Below are 16,878 nucleotides of genomic sequence, written 5' to 3'. Positions count from 1 at the left end.
GAGATTGCGGATCCCGCCACCGCTCGAACCGCGGTCATCGGCTCAGCGTCAGTTACGGGATCTGGCGCTCCTGCCACACCTTCGGGTACCCCGGCAGATTCTCGCCGCCGAACTTTGCGTAGTGCCCATCGGGCATACCATCGTTGAGGGCGAGATACTCATCGAGATCGTCTTCGGTGATGGGGCTCTGCGGCAGCACCCACTCGGTCGGTACCTCTTCGCCGTCGAAGATCTTCTCGAGCGCGAGCAGCGGCGTGCGCCACTGGAAGTTGGAGTACACCGGCGCGAGCCCGGTGAGGCCCGTGTCCTTCCACTTACGCAAGAAGCTGAGCTCGTCTTCACCGGTCATTACCGGGTAGTCCTTGCCCGCATCCTCGAACGCTTCGATCGCAGCCACGGCGCCGTCGCCGGCATCCATCCAGACGCCCTGCACGTCGCCCTTGGCGAGTTCGTCGGAGACGATCTTCTTGATCTCGGCCGGATCTGCCCCGGTGAAGTAGTCGACGGCCTCGATGCCGGCGTCTTCGAAGAGCACCTCGGCACCAGCCCAGCGCTGCTCGAGCACGTCGACGCCCGGCAAAATGCGCAGTGCGATGACCTTGTCACCCTTATCGAGGTTGTCGATCAGGAACTCGGCGGTGTCGATGCCCCAGGCGAAGCCGCCGATCGGGTGGATGAACGTCACCGCGCAGTCGGTCTCAACGCCCCGGTCGAACACCACAACCGGCTTGCCCGTCTCGCACGCGCGCTCAACCGCCGGGGTCATCGCCGCGGTCGAATTCGGTGAGATGATGAAGCCGTCGCAGTTGCCCTCGGCGATGAAGTAGTCGATGTCGGCGATTTGGGTGTCGTCGCTGTCTTTCGCGTCGCGCGTTTCCATCTCGGAGATCGCGCCCGACTCCTGCAGCACCTTCAGCTGCTCGTTCATCGTGATCCAGCCTGTCTGGCGCCACGGATTCGAGATCGAGGCGTTCGCGAAGCAGACCTTCTTGGCCCCGTCCGACTTGAACTCAGCGGTGTCTTTCATCTCGGCATTGATCATCTGCAGATACGGCTCGTCTGCTGGGCCCTCCGGCGTCACCGATCGCTCGGCGTCCTGCTTATCGAAGAGTTCCTGATCGAACCACTCGGTCGAATCCGTCGACTCGCTCGATTCGCTCGACGACTCACCCGCCGGGGATTCCACCGAGGGATCGGTGGTGCACCCCGCGAGCAATATCAGCGATGCCGCGCCGGCGAGACTCGCCGCAATGCTCAGCGATCGTTTCATGATCGATTCTCCTTCATCTGGTCGCCCCGCACGGCAACGTCGCCTGCGGGATCGGGTGACGGGATGCTCCCCGTCGGTTCTGTCCCGGTGGGCCCGGGAGGTGTGTGGGCGGCGGGTGACGCCGCAGACGCTGGATCGTGAGGGCCAGCTGGTGCCGCGGCGTCGGCAATCGCTCCGAGACCGCTCGTCGGCCGCTTGCGGCGAGCGCGAAACACTGCGCCGGAATAGGCGACGGCCGCGATGATGATGGCGCCCTGAATGGCGTCGCGCATCGTCGACGGTACCGAAGTGAAGTTGAGCAGGGTGAACAGGGTTTCGAGCGCGAACGCTCCGGCGAGCGCGCCCCACACTGAGCCGCGACCGCCGCCGAGCACCACTCCGCCGAGCACGACCGCGGTGATCGCGATGAACTCGTAGCCCTTGCCGACCGATGGGTGTACCCCCGCATACCCGACGAGCAGCACCCCCGCTGTGGTCGCACAGAGCGAGGAGATAACAAACGCAGCGGTCTTGGTGCGCCACACGGATGCGCCCGCGAAGACCCCGGCGGCGGGGTTGTCACCGATCGCGATGAGGGTGCGGCCGAACGGCCTCCGCGAGAGCCATACCGCCACGGCGACGACTGCCGCAAGCACCAGTACCGCCCAGGGCAGTAGACCGATAACTGGTACGCCCTCAATGCCGCCGCGGCCGATCTGACGGAAGGAATCCGCAGGATTGCCTGTGGCGGCACCACCAGTCCACCACATCACACCGCCGTACAGCACGAGCATCATGCCGAGTGTGACGATGAACGACGGCACTTTGAGGTAGGTGGTGACGATTCCGTTGACGATCCCCACGACGGTGCCGAGCACGAGCAGCAGCACTAGCACCGGGATCGCCTTCGCGTCGTCTTGCCCGATCAGGGTTCCTGCGAGCACCACCTGGGTCGTGACGAGCGACCCCTGCGAGAGGTCGAACTCCCCGCTCACGATGACGAAGTACTGACCGATCGCAACGAGTGCGATTGGCGCGACGCGCTGGATATAGCGCACCAGCTGGCCCGGTTCGGCGAACGATGGGTTCAGGATCACCACGGCGACGAGCAGCACAACGAGTAGCAGGTAGACCGCGCCGCGCGGGCTGACGGCGGTGCGAAGCGCGCGAGCCAGGCCGCCGGGGCCGGGGCCTGCTGTGCTGCCCGTGCGGACCGCGTCTGAACTCGTGGCGCTCATCGCGCAACCTCCTCATTGGGCGCATCGGCAGCGACTTCAGACGGTACGTCCGCGGGTGCCGGGGCCACCTCGCCGCCGCGCGTGAACCGTTCGCGGCGCGCGATGAGTCGGCGTCGCGAGTAAATCGCCACGGCGATCACGATGACAGCGCCCCGCACCACGTCTTTCAGGAACGGGTTGACCTGCAGCACGCTCATCAAGTTGTCGAGCACCGCGAAGATGGCGACGCCCCCGATGGTTCCCCAGATTGAACCGCGACCGCCCGCGAGCAGCGTGCCTCCCAGCACGACCGCGGCAATCGAAAGCAGGTCGTAGCCACCCTGCACGCCGACTGTCGGGCTGCCGACGCCGAGACGGCTGGCGAGCAGGAGTCCCGCGATTCCGGCGAAGACTGAGCAGATGACGTGTGCCCAAATGATGGGGCGACGCGTACGCACGCCCGAGAGCCGAGCGACCTCGGCGTTGCCGCCGACAGCGAAGAGGTGATGGCCGAAGGTGGTGCGTGACAGCACGAAGGCGACGCAGCCGGCGAGCACGAGCATCACGATCGTCGATACCGGCACGGGGCCGAGGCCGGTCGCTCCGAAGAGCTGGAACGCCCACGGCACCTCCCCCGCCGTGCCCTGATAGTTGGTGTCGAGATAGCCCTTGAGCATGAGTCCGACGCCGAGTGTCGTGACGAAGCCGTGCACGTTCAGGAACGTAACGATCAGGCCATTGGCGAGCCCGATGACGGCGGCAACGCCGAGTGCGAGCAGAATGCCTGGCACGACCATGCCCGCCTGTCCGTGCATCGTCTGGGCCGCGATCAAGCTGGTGAGGCTCACGACGTACGGTACGGAGAGGTCGAGCGATCCGCCGAGAATCACGAGCGTCTGTCCGATGGCGACGAAGCCGAGCACGCTCATACCGGTCAGAATGTCTCGAATGCTGCCCGCGCTGAGAAGGTTGCGACCGACAGTCGATACGAGGATCGCGCTGAGCACGAGCACGGCGATCAGGGCGATGAACACGATCCCGATCGTGTCAATGCGCCGGAGCCGGCGTGGCAGTGTGAGGCTCATGCCGCGCTCCGTTCGTCGCTGGCGCCGGTCGCGAGCGCCAGCACGGTCTCTTCTGATGACCCTGCTGGCAGCTCACCGGCTACGCGCCCGTCGCGCATCACGAGCACCCGATCGGCCATTCCGATCACCTCCGGAAGTTCGCTCGAGACGAGCAGGATCGCTACGCCGCGCTTCGCCAACTCACGGATCAGGCGATAGACCGCGACCTTCGCGCCCACGTCGATACCGCGAGTCGGCTCGTCGAGCAGCACGATGCGCGGCTCGGTCGCGAGCCACTTCGCGAGCACCACCTTCTGTTGGTTTCCGCCAGACAGCGCCTGGACCTCTTGCTTCGGCCCGCGGCTCACGAGCTCAAGCGCGTCGAACACACCCGGGATCGACGCTCGCTCGGCCCGCGTGCGGCGGGGAAAGACGCTGCGGATCGCGAGCAGTGCGTTGTCGAGAATCGATTGGTTCAGGGCGAGACCCGTGCGCTTGCGATCCTCCGTCACGAGGGCAATGCCGAGCCGCACCGCCTGGCGCGGGCTGCGGATCGTACGCTGGGCGCCAGCGAGCGTGACCTGACCGCGGGTAAACGGCGCGGCGCCAAAGAGCGCTTCGACCAGTTCTGTGCGGCCCGACCCCTGCAGACCCGCGAGCCCGACGACTTCACCGGCTCGTAGGTCGATGGCGATGTCATCGAGCTGCGTGTTCCCGCCGCCGCGCACCCGCACGAGCAGCGCGCCGAGCTCGGTGCCAGGCTCAGGGTCGGGAAAGAAAGCGCTGATCGGGCGGCCGACCATGCGTCGCACGAGGGTCGGCTGATCCAGCGCCGCCGCCGGGTCCGTCGACACCAGCGAGCCGTCCTTCATGACCGTGATCGTGTCACACAGATCGAAGATCTCCTTCAACCGGTGCGAGACGTACAGAATCGCGACGCCCCGGTCTCGCAGGCGACGAATCACGCGGTAGAGGATCGCGACCTCGTGATCAGCGAGCGCCGCCGTCGGCTCGTCCATCGAAATCACTCGCGCGTCGATCGAGAGCGCCTTCACGATCTCCACGATCTGCTGTTCAGCAACCGTCAGGCTGCCGACCTGCGAGTCAGGGTCGATGCCGGAGATTCCGAGGTCGTCGAGCAGCGCGGCGGTTGCGCGTCGCATCTGGGCCGTATCGATGAGACCGCGCCTGCGGGGCTCGCGTCCCAGGAAGACGTTCTGCGCGACGGAGCGGTCGGAGAGCAGATTGAATTCTTGAAACACCGTGGCAACCCCGGCTGCAGCGGCCTCGACCGGGTGCCCGAAATCGACACTCACGCCGTCGATGCGCACATCGCCGCCGTCCCGGCGGTAGACGCCCGCGACGATCTTCATGAGGGTGGATTTGCCCGCACCGTTTTCGCCGACGAGCCCGTGCACGGTGCCCGGCACAAGGTCGAGCGAGATGCCGTGCAGCACCTCATTGCCGAAGAACTGCTTGCGAATGTCGGTGACTGAGAGTACGGGCGCAGTGACAGCTGGGTGCGCCGGTGCGGATTCGTGTGCGCTCATGCTTCACTCACCTCCACCCAGTTTCCGACGCGGGCCGATGCGAGCACCGCGTCGGTGATCTGCGCCGCGCGCAGTCCGTCGGCAAAGGTGGGGAGCCCCTCCGGAGTGCCTCCGCCTGCCGCGTCGTAGGCATCCGCAACGAATGCGTTGAACGCGTCTTGGTATCCCTGGGCGTGACCAGCAGGCACGCGCGACAGTCGCGCGGCGTCTGCGGAGAGCGTGTCGGGATCACGTCGCAGCAGCAGCGAACCCGCACGGCGGCCGACCCAGAGCAGTTCGGGGTCCTCTTGATCGAACCTGACGCTCTCAGTCGAGCCCGCGATCTCGAGCACGAGGCCGTTTTTGCGCCCGGGCGCAACCTGCGAGATGAGCATCGAACCAATGCCCCCACCCGCGAGTTCGAGGGTCAGCGCCACGGCGTCCTCAGTTGCGACCTCCTGGCCATTGCGTTCGGCGTGGACGGTGCGGGTCGTCGCGACGAGCCGCGTGATGCGGTCCCCGCTCACAAACTCGACGAGGTCGACGAGGTGCGATCCGATGTCGGCAAACGCGCGCGACGGGCCGCCAGCATCGGCCGCCACCCGCCAGTTGTCGTCTTGAGCCCCGAGCAGCCAATCCTGCAGGTACTGGCCCGAGACAGTGACGACGGCGTCTTTATCGCCACACGCAATGCGCGCTCGCGCCTCGCGCACCATCGGGTGGTACCGATACACGAAGGGCACGGCCCCGAGAAGCCCTCGCGACCGGGCGAGCTCAGCGAGCTCAGCTGCGTCGGTCGCCGACGTCGCGAGCGGCTTCTCGCAGATGACGTGCGAGCCGGCGAGTAGCGCGGCGCGCGCCTGGTCGAGATGGCTGGTGTTGGGAGTGCAGACGTGCACGACATCGAGGCCCTCCGCGATCAGATCGTCGGCGGTGGTCGCTCGGGCGTACCCGAGTGATTGAGCCGCGCGTTCGGCGCTCGCGAGACTCGACGAAGCGAGCGAGGCAAGCGACGCCCCGGCGAGGCGGGCTGCGTGAGTGTGCGTGCGAGCCATGAAGCCGGCGCCGAGCATCCCAATGCTCGGCGACCAGCGAGACTCCATCGTCTGCGGGGACATGTCTCTATTGTGATTCCCGTCTCCCCACTTTTGTCAACTCTTTTTCATAAGTGACCAAACCGTTATCGAAGTTCACCGTGTGATTTACTGAAAGCGTGATCGTGCCACCACTACCAGCAGAACCGGGTGCCTCAACCGCGGGCGGGTTGCTGCAGCTCTTTCGCGACGGGCAGCCCCGCACGCGCGCGAAACTCGCGCAACTGACGGGACTCTCGCGCCCGACGGTCGCCCAGCGCATCGATCAGCTGATCGACCTCGGGCTCATCGCCCCCGTGGCCGACGCGGCATCGACCGGCGGCCGGCCCTCTGCGCAGATCGCCTTCAACCCGCGCGCCCGGGTAGTGCTCGCGGCCGATCTCGGCGCGCTGCACGCGCGCGTCGCCGTCACCGACCTCCGCGGTGAACTGCTCGCCGAGGTGTCTACCCCGCGCGAAATCGCCTCCGGACCAGAAGCGGCGATCAGCTGGATCCTCGACGCGGCTGACGAGCTGCTGCCGGGCCTCGGGTACGACGTGAGCCAGGTGGCCGGCGTCGGGATCGGGGTGCCGGGCCCGGTCGAGTTCTCCACCGGGCGGCCCATCAATCCGCCCATCATGCCAGGATGGGATCGCTTCGACATTCCCTCGGCTATCCGCGCACGCATTGATGCCCCCGTACTCGTCGATAACGACGTCAACATCATGGCGCTCGGCGAGCTCGCGACGTCGTGGGACGGGGTCACCGACCTGATCTTCGTGAAGGTCGCGAGCGGCATCGGGGCGGGCATCATCTCGGGCGGATCACTGCGGCGCGGGGCCAACGGCGCCGCCGGAGACATCGGCCACATCGCGCTCGCGCGCGCCACCGACACCCCCTGCCCGTGCGGCAACCGTGGCTGTCTCGAAGCGGTCGCGTCAGGCCGCGCCCTCGCCCGCGCCCTGAGTACCGAAGCGGTGCCACTGCACCGACCGAGCGAGGTCGTGGCGCTCGCGAAAGCGGGAGACGTGAACGCCATCCAGAAGATTCGGCAGGCGGGTCGCGACGTGGGCGAAGTACTCACGGCCTGCGTCAGCATCATGAACCCTTCGGCGATCGTGATCGGCGGCACGATGGCGCAGGCGGCCGAGCACCTGGTCGCCGGGGTGCGCGAGGTCGTCTACGCGCGCTCGATCCCCCTCTCCACCGAACAGCTCACGATCGCGCCGTCGCGCGCCGCCGGAAACGCCGCGATCTACGGCGCCGCGCAGCTCGCGATCGACGCTGCTCTCGCCCCCGAGCGGATCACCGCCGCGCTGGGGTAGCGGCGCGGTGATGCGTTGGGTTCGCGGCGTTACGCTGCGCTGCGTTGCGCAAGCCATCCGCGTTCCGCAACACGAACTCGCACGTGGGCGACTTGCCGAACGCAGATAACTTGCGGAACGCGGGGGCCTGGGCGGGCCGGGGTTACGGGACCGTGTATCCCGCTGCGCGGAAGAGTTCATACCATTCGGCTCGGGTCAGCGTGATGTCAGAGCCCTGTGCCGCCGCCGCGACACGGTCGGGTGAGGTCGTGCCGAGCACGACCTGCATGCGCGCCGGGTGGCGGGTGATCCACGCAACCGCGATCGCCTCGGGCGGCACACCGTACTGCGCTGCCAGGCGGTCGATTACCGCGTTGAGTTCTGGATAGCGATCCGAACCCAGGAAGGGCCCGTCAAAGAAGTTCGCCTGGAATGGCGACCAGGCCTGCACCGTGATGTCATTGAGCCGGCAGTAATCAAGCACGCCGTCGTCGCGGGTGACCGACTGCGGCAGGCCCTGCATGTTGGCGGCCACACCCTGCGCGATCATCGGCGAGTGGGTGATCGAGAGCTGCAGCTGGTTGGCGACGAGCGGCTGCGTCACGTACTTGCGCAGCAGATCAATCTGGCGAGGGGTGTGGTTCGAGACACCGAACGATCGCACCTTGCCCGCCGCGTGCAACTCATCGAACGCGCGCGCGACTTCTTCGGGCTCGACGAGTGCGTCGGGACGGTGCAGCAGCAGAATGTCGAGGTACTCGGTGCCAAGTGCCTCGAGTGTGCCGTGCACCGTCTCGATGATGTGCTCATACGAAAAGTCGAAGTAGGGCCCGTCTGTGATGATGCCGGCCTTCGACTGGATGACCCACTGCTCACGCTCGGCGGGCGACAGCCGCAGCGCCTCGGCGAAGCGCCGCTCACAGCCGTGCACCGAGCTGCCGTAGATGTCGGCGTGGTCAAGAAAGTTGATGCCTGCATCACGCGCGGTCTGCACGAGCGTGCGCACCTCATCGTCAGACTTGTCTTGGATGCGCATCAACCCCAGCACCACATCGGAGACGGTCAGCTCGGTTCCCGGCAGTGTGAAAGTGCGCATGCGGTCACCCTATCGGGCGTTACTCCGATGCGGCAGTGATGCTGGCCAACTCGTCGTCGGTGAGCTCGACCGCAAGCGACGCGAGCAGTGCGGGCAGCTGCTCGAGGTTGCGCGCGCTCGCAATCGGCGCACCCACGGTCGGCTGCTGACGCAGCCACGCGAGTGAGACCGCGGCAACCGGTGCATCGTGCGCTGCGGCAGCGGCGTCGAGCGCCGCGAGCACGGCCCGCCCGCGATCGTCGAGGTACGCGGCCGCCTCGCCCGCGCGCGGGCTCGCACCGGCGACGGTCGCATCGGCGGCGTCGCGGTACTTTCCCGCGAGGAAGCCCTTGGCGAGCGAGAAGTACGGGAACACCGAGAGCTGTTCGGCCTCGGCGACCGCCTGGAGCCCGTTCGACTCGAAATCGCGCTCGACCACGTTGTAGAGCGGTTGCAGCGCCACGGGCAGGTGGTAGCCACCGGCCCGCGCGATCCGGAACCACTCAGCCACTCGATCGGCGGTGTAGTTCGATACACCGATTGCGCGCACCTTGCCGGCGTCGACGAGCTCGGAGAATGCGGCGACGGTCTCTTCGAGCGGCGTCTCGGCGTCGTCGAAGTGGGCGTAGTACAGATCGATGCGGTCGGTCTGCAAGCGCTGCAGCGACGCGTCGGCTGCCGCGCGCACGTTGGCGGCAGCGAGCCCCGAGAATTCCGGATGCGTCGAGACCTTCGTCGCCAGCACGACCGAGTCGCGGTTGCCCCGCTCGGCGAACCAGTCACCGATGATCGTCTCCGACTCACCGCCCGTGTGACCCGGCACCCAGTGCGAGTAGCCATCGGCGGTGTCGACGAAGTTGCCGCCGCCCGCGATGAACGCGTCGAGTACGTCGAACGAGGTGGCGCGATCCGCCGTCCAGCCAAACACATTGCCACCGAGCACGAGCGGTGCAATGTCGAGGTCAGATGTTCCGATGCGGGTCCGTGCAGCCTGAGTCATGGGGTCTCCTTCGCGATGCCGGTCACCTTGCGGTGCTTCCACTCGACGCTAACAGCGCGACCCGCTGCCGCATTCCGGTGTGACGGATCGCGACGCGGGATCGCGAGGATGCTCGTCAGCTCCCACGTTTTCGCGCTGCAAAGCCGTTTCCGGCTACTCGCAGGCAACACCGTCGCCGTCGCGATCGAGGTGAGGACCGTATCCGGGTGACGCCGAAGTCAGCGGGGCCGCGCCCGCGTTTCGGGCGGCCGTGCAGTTCTGGTAGTACGCGCCCGGTTGGGGCTGCGGGGCAGATTCTGCTGGCGCAGACGTCTCGGCCTGTGGCGCAGTCTCGGCGAATTGCGCCGCAGGGGGTGCCGCCTGCAGATCGGCAACCTGAGCCGTGAGCGTCTCGTTACTGCTCGTGAGCTCCGTAACCTTTGTCTCGTGCGCCTTGACCTGCGCCTGCAGGCTACTCGCCAGTTCAGTGCTCTCGGCGAGCTTGTCGCGGGCCGCCTCGGCTTCTTGTTCGGCCTCGGCGGTGAGCGTCTCGGCTTCGTCCACGGCGACATTGGCGGCCGTGAGATCCGATTGCAGCTGCTCCTCAGACGCGGCCAGCGAGCTTCGTTCTCCGGCGGAGCCCGACGATCCCGCCGCCGAGCCGAGCCCGAACGCAAGCAACGAACAGATGACCGGCACCCCGATCGAGAGCCACTTGCTGCGCTTGCGCGGCGCTGAGTTGTTGTGTGCTGCGCCCGAAACACCGGCTCCCGCTAGAACCTGCGTGTTCGTGTGCTCGTCCGTCGCCCCGGTATCCGAAATCCAATGCGTCATTGCGTGTTGCCCCCCGGCGTCAGCCCTGTGTACCCCTGTATGCGAAATTTCAGGGTATCGACGCGGCGGGCGAGTGCGGCGCGAAAAGCGCGTTTTTCGCCCGCGATTTCATCCTTTTGCGGGTGTGACGGTGTACAGCACTCAGCACTCAGCGCTCAGCACTCGGCACCCACCCCACCCCTACTCCTCCGGCAGCACCGACATGCGCTGCGTGAAGGTCATGCGGTCGCGCACCACGCGCTCTGGGTCCCAATCGTCGCCTGGGGTCGATGCGATTAGCAGCCGCGTGTAGGGGTGCTCCGGTGCCTCGAGCACTCGATCGGTGGCACCCTGCTCCACGATCGTGCCGCGAAACAGCACGAGCGTGCGCTGGCAGAGCTGCTGCACCACGGCGAGATCGTGACTCACGAACAGGTAGCTGACGCCCGAGTCGCGCTGAATCTCAGCGAGCAGGTCGAGCACCTGCGCCTGAACGGAGACGTCGAGCGCCGAGACCGCCTCGTCGAGCACCACGAGCTTCGGCTCGACGGCGAGCGCCCGCGCGATCGCCGCTCGCTGACGCTGCCCGCCCGAGAGCTCGTGCGGCTTTGCCGCGGCGTGCCGATCCGTGAGTCGCACCTGATCGAGCAGCCGCAGCGCCTCGGCCCGTGCCTCAGCGGCAGATGCAACGCGCCCGTGCAGTCGCAGCGTGCGCTGCAGCATTTCGCCAATCGACACACGCCGATCGAGCGATCCATTGGGGTCTTGGAACACCATTTGCACCGCCCGCGCTCGCCGCAACCGGGCTGCGCGACCGCGCGCGGGTTGCAGACAGTCGAGGCCGTCAATCGTGGCGGTGCCTGCATCGGCGCGTTCCAGGCCGACAAGGATGCGGGCGATTGTCGATTTGCCCGATCCGGACTCCCCGACCAGCCCCACAGCTTCGCCAGCGTCAATTGAGAATGAAGCTCGGTTGACGGCGGTCACGGCGTCGGCGCCGCGCGCCACGCGAAACACCCGGTGCAGTGCGTCGACCTCGACGAGACTCATGAGCGGTCCTTTCGAGCGAGAGTGGGCGCCGACTCGATGAGCGTGCGCGTGTAGGGATGCGTGGCGGTATCGAAGAGGCCGGGGCGACTGAGCGTCTCGACGACCTCGCCGTGCTGCAGTACGTGGATGCGATCGCAGATCGCCCCCGCGAGGTGCAGGTCGTGCGTGATGAACAGCATGCCGAGCCCGCGCTCGCGAATCTGCCGCTGGAACATCGCGATGATCTCGGCCTGGGTGGTGACATCGAGCGCACTCGTCGCCTCGTCGGCAAGAATCAGTTTCGGATCGGTGCTCAGCGCCGCCGCAATGACGACGCGCTGCAGCATGCCACCCGACAATTCGTGCGGGTACTGCCGCATACGGCGCTCGGGGAGCGTCAGGCCGACCTCGGTGAGCAGCGCGAGGATGCGCGCATCAGCGTCGGCGCGACGCAGGCCGTGCACTTTCACGAGGCGCTCGGCGAGCGAATCACCGATGCGGCGCACCGGGTTGAGCGCAGCGCGGGGATCCTGCTGCACGAGCGCGACAGACTCCGCGCGCACGCGGCGCTGGGTGGCCGCGTCAGCGTTCACCATGTCGGTGCCGTTGAGACGAATACTGCCGGTGATGTCAGCTTCGTCGCCGTAGAGCCGCAGTGCGGCGCGGACGGTCGTGGACTTGCCCGATCCTGACTCGCCCACGAGCCCGACGAGCTCGCCCGGAGCGACTGAGACGTCGATGCCCCGCAGAATGTGTGCGGGCTCGTCGCCCGCGACGAACGCGAGATGCAACTGTTCGATTTCCAAGAGCATGCGGTTCACCCCTTCGCAAGGAGTCGGTCGGCGACGCGCACGCCGACAATGTTGACGGCGATGACGACGAGCGCGATGGCTGCACCCGGAATGAGGGTCGGCAGGAAATGGCCCTGAATGATTCCGGCCTGTCCCTCCTGCACCATGAGGCCCCACTCCGAGCTCGGAGGCTGCGCACCAAAGCCGAGAAAGCTCAGCGTCGCGAGACTCATCAGCGCCTCCCCGAACAGCACGACCAGGTAGCCGACGAGCGCGGGCAGTAGGTTCGGCACGATCGCCCTGAGGCAGATGCCAAGGCCGCCAATGCCCTGCACGCGGTAGGCATCGACGTACGGTCGAGAGATCTCGCTGAGCGCGAGGCTTCTCGTGTACTTCGCAATGACCGGCGCGTAGGCGAGCGCCAGCGCGACGATCGCGGTCACCGGACCCTTGCCGAACACGGCGATTACGAGCACGACGAACAACAGGCCAGGGAACGCGAACATCACGTCGGTGATGCGGGCGAGCAGCGTATCGACCCAGCCGCCGCGCCACGCGGCGAGCACCCCGATCGCGACACCGAGCACGGTCGCGAGTGCGAGCAGCAGCACGGGCCCGATCAGCGTCTCCCCCGCACCGATCAGCAACCGCGAGAACAGATCGCGGCCGAGCTGGTCGGTGCCGAGCAGGTGGCCCCCACCGGGCGCTGCCCAAATTGCCGCGAAGTCGATCTCGTCGGCGTCGTAGGGCGCGAGCACTCGCCCGAGAATCGCCGCGATCGCAACGATCACGAGGAATCCAAGGGATACCCAGTATCCGATCGCCGTGCCGCGGCGCCGCTTCGTCTGCAGCCGCGGGAGTATCAGCGCGGTCATGCCGTCACCGCCGTTCGATTGATGCGTGGGTCGAGCACGGGCAGCAGCAGGTCGACAACGGTCGTGACGACCATGTAGGCAACGACCATGAAGAGCAGCACGGACTGCACCACGGGAAAGTCGTGGGTGTTGATCGCGTCGACGAGCAGCGAGCCGACTCCCGAGATGCCGAACACCGTCTCGACGGCTACGGTGCCCGCGATCATGCTCGCGATGACGAGCGCGACCATCGTGATGATCGGACCCCACGAACCGCGCAGCACGTGGTCGCGCACGACAAACCGCTCCGCGAGGCCGGTGGCGCGCGCCGCCTCGACGTGCTCGGACGAGAACTGTTCGATCATCGATTGGCGGGTAACGCGACTCACGATGGCGAGCGCGCCGATCGCCAGTGTCAGTGCGGGCAGCGTCAGCGCCCACAGCCGGTCGAGCCCGCCTGCCCCGGCCCCCGCAACCGGGAACCAGCCGAGCTGCACGGCGAACAACGCGACGAGCGCGATGCCCAGCACGAACGAGGGGATGCTCGCGGCGAGCGTGGTGCCGCCGACAATCGCGGTGTCGGTCGGCTTGCCGCGGCGCACCGCGGCGAGCACGCCCAACCCGATGCCGCCGATCGCCAGCAGCACGGAGGCGTAGCCGACCAGCGCGAGCGTGATCGGCACGCGCGCCGCGAGGATGGCGGCGACCGGCTGGTGGTACTGAAACGATCGGCCGAAGTCGCCGGTGACGACCCCGGACACCCAGTGCCAGTACTGCGCGAGCATTGGCTCGTCGAGGTGGTACTGGGCGCGCACGCTCGCAATGCGCTCTGGGGTGAGGTTCTCGGGATTACCGATGAGGAACGTGACGGGATCACCCGGCGCCGCATACATCGCGGCGAAGATGATGAAGGAGGCGATCAGCAGCGTGAGCAGCATGCCGCCAACCCGTCGGAGTGCGCGGGACATTCAGATCAGCCCTTCGCCGTTCCCAGATCGACGGCCCACGGGTAGTAAATGAACGCCGCCGACGACGGCACCCCGCTCACCGTGTTCGACATGACGAGCGTTGACGGCGTTGCAACGACAGGAATCCAGACGGCGTTCGATGTCCACCGCTGTTGCAGATCGATCGTCAGCTCAGCGCGTTCTGCGTCGTCGGTCGCGGCGTATGCCTCGTCGACGATTCGGTCGTACTCATCATCGGCGAAGACGCCGAAGTTCACGCTCGCGTCAGACTTGCCGTTCTTGTAAAAGCCGAGCGGGTCGTTCTTCGAGATGTAGTACTCGTCTGGCCAGAGGTCGGCCTGACCGCGCAGCTCAGCGTCCGAGTAGAAGTCGCCGTACTGTGCCTGCGGCACGACCAGAATCTCGGCTGTCAGCCCGATCTGCTTCGCGGCCGAAACGAGCGCGTTGGCGATCACGTTGTGGGTGGACGAGCCGTTCGACGCGACGACGAGTGATTTGCCCTCGGCGCCGGCGTCCGCGATCAGCTGCTTCGCCGCTGCGATGTCGTCGTCGCTCGGCTTCGCCGGCGCACCCTCGAGCTCGTCGAACGCTGCCTCGAAGGCCTCGACCTCGTACCCCCAGGCCCCCGCCCCGACCGGCGTCTTCCACGGCTGCGCGAGGCCGCTGAACGCCGCTGCCGCGACGCCCTCGCGGTTGAGCGCCAGCGACAGCGCGCGGCGCACGTCAGCGTCAGTCAAAATGCTCCGGTCTGTTGACTCGAGCACCCACGCGTTCGTCGAGGGCCCCTGGAAGACCGAGACGTCATCCGTGCCAGCAAACGCCGCCGCCGAACCCGCGTTCTCGAGATAGGCGCCCTGCGCTTCGCCAGCCGAGAGGCTATTGGCGATGGCCGACTCGTCGGCCCAGCGGAAAATGACCTCTTGCGCATTCGCGTCGACATCGGCGTTCCAGTAGTCGGCGACCTGGGTGATGGTCAGCTGCGATCCCGGCTCCCAAGCGGAGATTTCGTACGGTCCGCTGCACGCCGACGCCGAGCCAGGCCCACCGAAGTCGTCACCCTCCGCCTCGATCACGCGCGGGTTCCACACAATGCCGCCGTCGCCAGCCATTGCCTGCAGGAAGATCGCGTCGGGCTGCGTCGTTGTGACAGTGATCTGGTCGTCGCCGGTCTGTTCCATGGAGACGACGTTTTCGTATTCGTCAGACTCCGCGGCGCCCTCGGCTGCGTGGCGCTGCATGCTCCAGAGCACATCGCCGGTTGAAACCGGGCTGCCGTCGTGGAACTTCGCGTCCTGGCGCACGGTAAAGACCACGTGGGTGTCGTCGACCCACTTCGCATCCGACGCGATACCGTTCCCCAGGGTCAGATCGGGCTGCACCTGCATCAGCCGGTCGCAGGTGTTGGCGAGCACCGTGTCGTCGGCCGTCGTGGCATCGATGTCAGCGTCCATTGTGGTCGGCTCGCTGCCCAGCATCCAGGTCACGGAGTCGATGGGGCCCGAGGCGGCGGGCGTCATGTCGCCGAAGGGCGCGTCGATCGCGGCACCATCGGTCGAGGATCCGCCCGAACTCGAACAGCCCGTGAGCGCGAGCGCGGCGATCGCGCTCAGCCCGAGGGCCACGCGGGCCCGGTTATGCAGTGATTTCTTCATTGAAATATCTCCTCGTCAGCAGCGGTGTCGTACAGGTTCCAGGGAAGCAATTGGTATTCGGTCTCGCAGGGGAAGCCAGGGGCCACGCGGTACTCGCCCGTCGTCAGGTCGACGCAGCTCGACAGCAGTGTCGACCACTGCTTCAGGCGGTGCGCGGCCGGATCCGGATGGGTGCAGACACCCTCCGGGAAGCCGAGGTGATCCGACATTGCGGCGCGCACGAGTTCGACACTCTCAGCCGCATCGCGGGCCCCGGCAACGCGGCCGAGCCCGGCACGCACGCGCGGGAGCCGCAATAGCGAATCAGCGGACACCGGTCGGTAGTGGCCGGCCAGCTGCGGCGGCACGGACGCCTGGAAGTGATTCGTGTGCGCAATGACGCCGCGGTCGTCGGGGAAAATCCAGTCGACGCCGTCGGGTGTCGTTTCCAGGTCGATGCCGTAGCCGCTGCGGTGCGCGAGCAACGCGTTGCTCGCGATGTGGGGCCGAGTCTTCACGAGAATCTTCAGGGCACCGGCGAGGTCGGATCGGTCGAGCACGAGCCGCCGGATCAGGGTCTGCGGCAGTCCGATCTCCGTGCCGAAGCTGCCGCCGAGGCCGTTGGCGTTCAGCGCGATGCCCGCGGAGTTCGCGCCGTGACGTCCGACCTGACCGGCCTCGAGTTGCATAATCACGGTGGGCAACGGGTGCTGCACTACGCGCAGCACGAGAGTGGTCGGCGCCGTGAGTGTGCGCCAGTCCCAGTTCTGGCCGACGAGCGTGTGGCCGGTGCCGCTCGCCTCTCCCGTCAGGAAGAACGAGGTGCAACCATCGACGGCGTCGCGCTCGTCGTCTGTGCCGAGGGGAGCTGCTCCAGCGCCGACAGCGATTCCGGCGCCTTCACCCGCTGTCGACGGCGGCCGTGACTGGTGGTTGTAGACGAACTCGCCCCGCACATTCAGCGTCACGATTTCGAGAAACGGGACCCCCGCGCCCTCCGCGATACCGCGCATTTCTTCCACGAGGTGGGGCGCGAGCCGCTCTGAGATCGGCAGCCACTGAGCCACGGATGCCGTAACCTCCGACCAGGTCATACCGGTCTGCTGCGTGAGTGCCTCGGTGTAATAGGCGATAGCCTCCGCGATGAGATCGCTCGCCCCCGCGCCGTACTGTCGTCCGCGCTCGCGCGGCGAACCGCTTACTTCGAGCACGCGAATGCCGGTCGCTTCGACCATCCTGACCCCTCCGTCATCGCCGGTAATCGGCGATCCAGCTTGCGCTCCCGCGATTCCGGGAGAATGA

At 66.9% G+C, this 16,878-nt stretch carries 15 protein-coding genes; 1 reads left to right on the top strand and 14 read right to left on the bottom strand.

Going from position 1 to position 16,878, the window contains the following annotated elements; genetic code table 11:
• Window positions 1-52: 52 nt before the first annotated feature.
• The 5 genes from ACFWHR_RS02600 to ACFWHR_RS02580 are packed head-to-tail and all read right to left on the bottom strand — an operon-like array spanning window position 53 to window position 6,177.
• The gene (locus tag ACFWHR_RS02600; RefSeq protein WP_382446709.1) at window positions 53-1,270 is read right to left on the bottom strand and encodes a substrate-binding domain-containing protein; all 1,218 of its coding nucleotides are present in this window, start codon (window positions 1,268-1,270) and stop codon (window positions 53-55) included.
• Window positions 1,267-2,487, bottom strand: a complete 1,221-nt coding sequence (locus tag ACFWHR_RS02595) for an ABC transporter permease (protein ID WP_382446708.1) — start codon at window positions 2,485-2,487, stop codon at window positions 1,267-1,269. Before ACFWHR_RS02595 ends, ACFWHR_RS02600 begins: the two co-directional genes overlap by 4 nt.
• Window positions 2,484-3,551 carry an ABC transporter permease gene (locus tag ACFWHR_RS02590; protein WP_382446707.1) on the bottom strand — a complete coding sequence of 356 codons (1,068 nt, stop codon included), beginning with the start codon at window positions 3,549-3,551 and terminating at the stop codon, window positions 2,484-2,486. The genes ACFWHR_RS02595 and ACFWHR_RS02590 overlap by 4 nt, the downstream gene beginning before the upstream one ends.
• Window positions 3,548-5,080 (bottom strand): sugar ABC transporter ATP-binding protein, encoded by a 1,533-nt coding sequence (locus tag ACFWHR_RS02585; RefSeq protein WP_382446706.1) that lies wholly within the window; start codon window positions 5,078-5,080, stop codon window positions 3,548-3,550. Before ACFWHR_RS02585 ends, ACFWHR_RS02590 begins: the two co-directional genes overlap by 4 nt.
• Window positions 5,077-6,177, bottom strand: a complete 1,101-nt coding sequence (locus ACFWHR_RS02580) for a Gfo/Idh/MocA family protein (RefSeq protein ID WP_382446705.1) — start codon at window positions 6,175-6,177, stop codon at window positions 5,077-5,079. The genes ACFWHR_RS02585 and ACFWHR_RS02580 overlap by 4 nt, the downstream gene beginning before the upstream one ends.
• A 95-nt stretch (window positions 6,178-6,272) precedes the next feature.
• On the opposite strand from ACFWHR_RS02580, the gene ACFWHR_RS02575 reads away from it, so the two are divergent.
• A complete protein-coding gene (locus ACFWHR_RS02575; protein ID WP_382446704.1) occupies window positions 6,273-7,457 on the top strand; it encodes an ROK family protein in 1,185 nt (394 codons plus the stop codon).
• A gap of 142 nt (window positions 7,458-7,599) precedes the next feature.
• Here the strand turns inward: ACFWHR_RS02575 and ACFWHR_RS02570 are convergent, their stop codons facing one another.
• From ACFWHR_RS02570 to ACFWHR_RS02530, 9 genes are all read right to left on the bottom strand, one after another.
• Window positions 7,600-8,532, bottom strand: a complete 933-nt coding sequence (locus ACFWHR_RS02570; protein ID WP_382446703.1) for an aldo/keto reductase family oxidoreductase — start codon at window positions 8,530-8,532, stop codon at window positions 7,600-7,602.
• Window positions 8,533-8,551: 19 nt separating this feature from the next.
• Window positions 8,552-9,511, bottom strand: a complete 960-nt coding sequence (locus tag ACFWHR_RS02565) for an aldo/keto reductase (RefSeq protein ID WP_382446702.1) — start codon at window positions 9,509-9,511, stop codon at window positions 8,552-8,554.
• A gap of 153 nt (window positions 9,512-9,664) precedes the next feature.
• Window positions 9,665-10,324, bottom strand: coding sequence for an excalibur calcium-binding domain-containing protein (locus tag ACFWHR_RS02560; RefSeq protein ID WP_382446701.1), 660 nt, complete (start codon window positions 10,322-10,324; stop codon window positions 9,665-9,667).
• Window positions 10,325-10,504: 180 nt separating this feature from the next.
• A complete protein-coding gene (locus ACFWHR_RS02555) occupies window positions 10,505-11,353 on the bottom strand; it encodes an ABC transporter ATP-binding protein (RefSeq protein ID WP_382446700.1) in 849 nt (282 codons plus the stop codon).
• Complete coding sequence (locus ACFWHR_RS02550; protein ID WP_382446699.1) at window positions 11,350-12,144, bottom strand: ABC transporter ATP-binding protein; 795 nt, start codon at window positions 12,142-12,144, stop codon at window positions 11,350-11,352. Before ACFWHR_RS02550 ends, ACFWHR_RS02555 begins: the two co-directional genes overlap by 4 nt.
• A 5-nt stretch (window positions 12,145-12,149) precedes the next feature.
• Complete coding sequence (locus ACFWHR_RS02545; protein ID WP_382446698.1) at window positions 12,150-12,998, bottom strand: ABC transporter permease; 849 nt, start codon at window positions 12,996-12,998, stop codon at window positions 12,150-12,152.
• Window positions 12,995-13,945, bottom strand: a complete 951-nt coding sequence (locus ACFWHR_RS02540) for an ABC transporter permease (RefSeq protein ID WP_382446697.1) — start codon at window positions 13,943-13,945, stop codon at window positions 12,995-12,997. The genes ACFWHR_RS02545 and ACFWHR_RS02540 overlap by 4 nt, the downstream gene beginning before the upstream one ends.
• Before the next feature lie 5 nt (window positions 13,946-13,950).
• Entirely contained in the window at window positions 13,951-15,597 is a 1,647-nt protein-coding gene (locus tag ACFWHR_RS02535) for an ABC transporter substrate-binding protein (protein WP_382446696.1), read from the bottom strand.
• Complete coding sequence (locus ACFWHR_RS02530) at window positions 15,594-16,811, bottom strand: C45 family autoproteolytic acyltransferase/hydolase (RefSeq protein WP_382446695.1); 1,218 nt, start codon at window positions 16,809-16,811, stop codon at window positions 15,594-15,596. Before ACFWHR_RS02530 ends, ACFWHR_RS02535 begins: the two co-directional genes overlap by 4 nt.
• Between the last annotated feature and the right edge of the window lie 67 nt (window positions 16,812-16,878).

Origin of the sequence: Leucobacter sp. NPDC058333 (assembly GCF_042726155.1) — a bacterium.
GTDB lineage: Bacteria > Actinomycetota > Actinomycetes > Actinomycetales > Microbacteriaceae > Leucobacter.
Note: the sequence above shows the minus strand (reverse complement) of the source record. Positions and strands in the feature narration are given on the sequence as shown.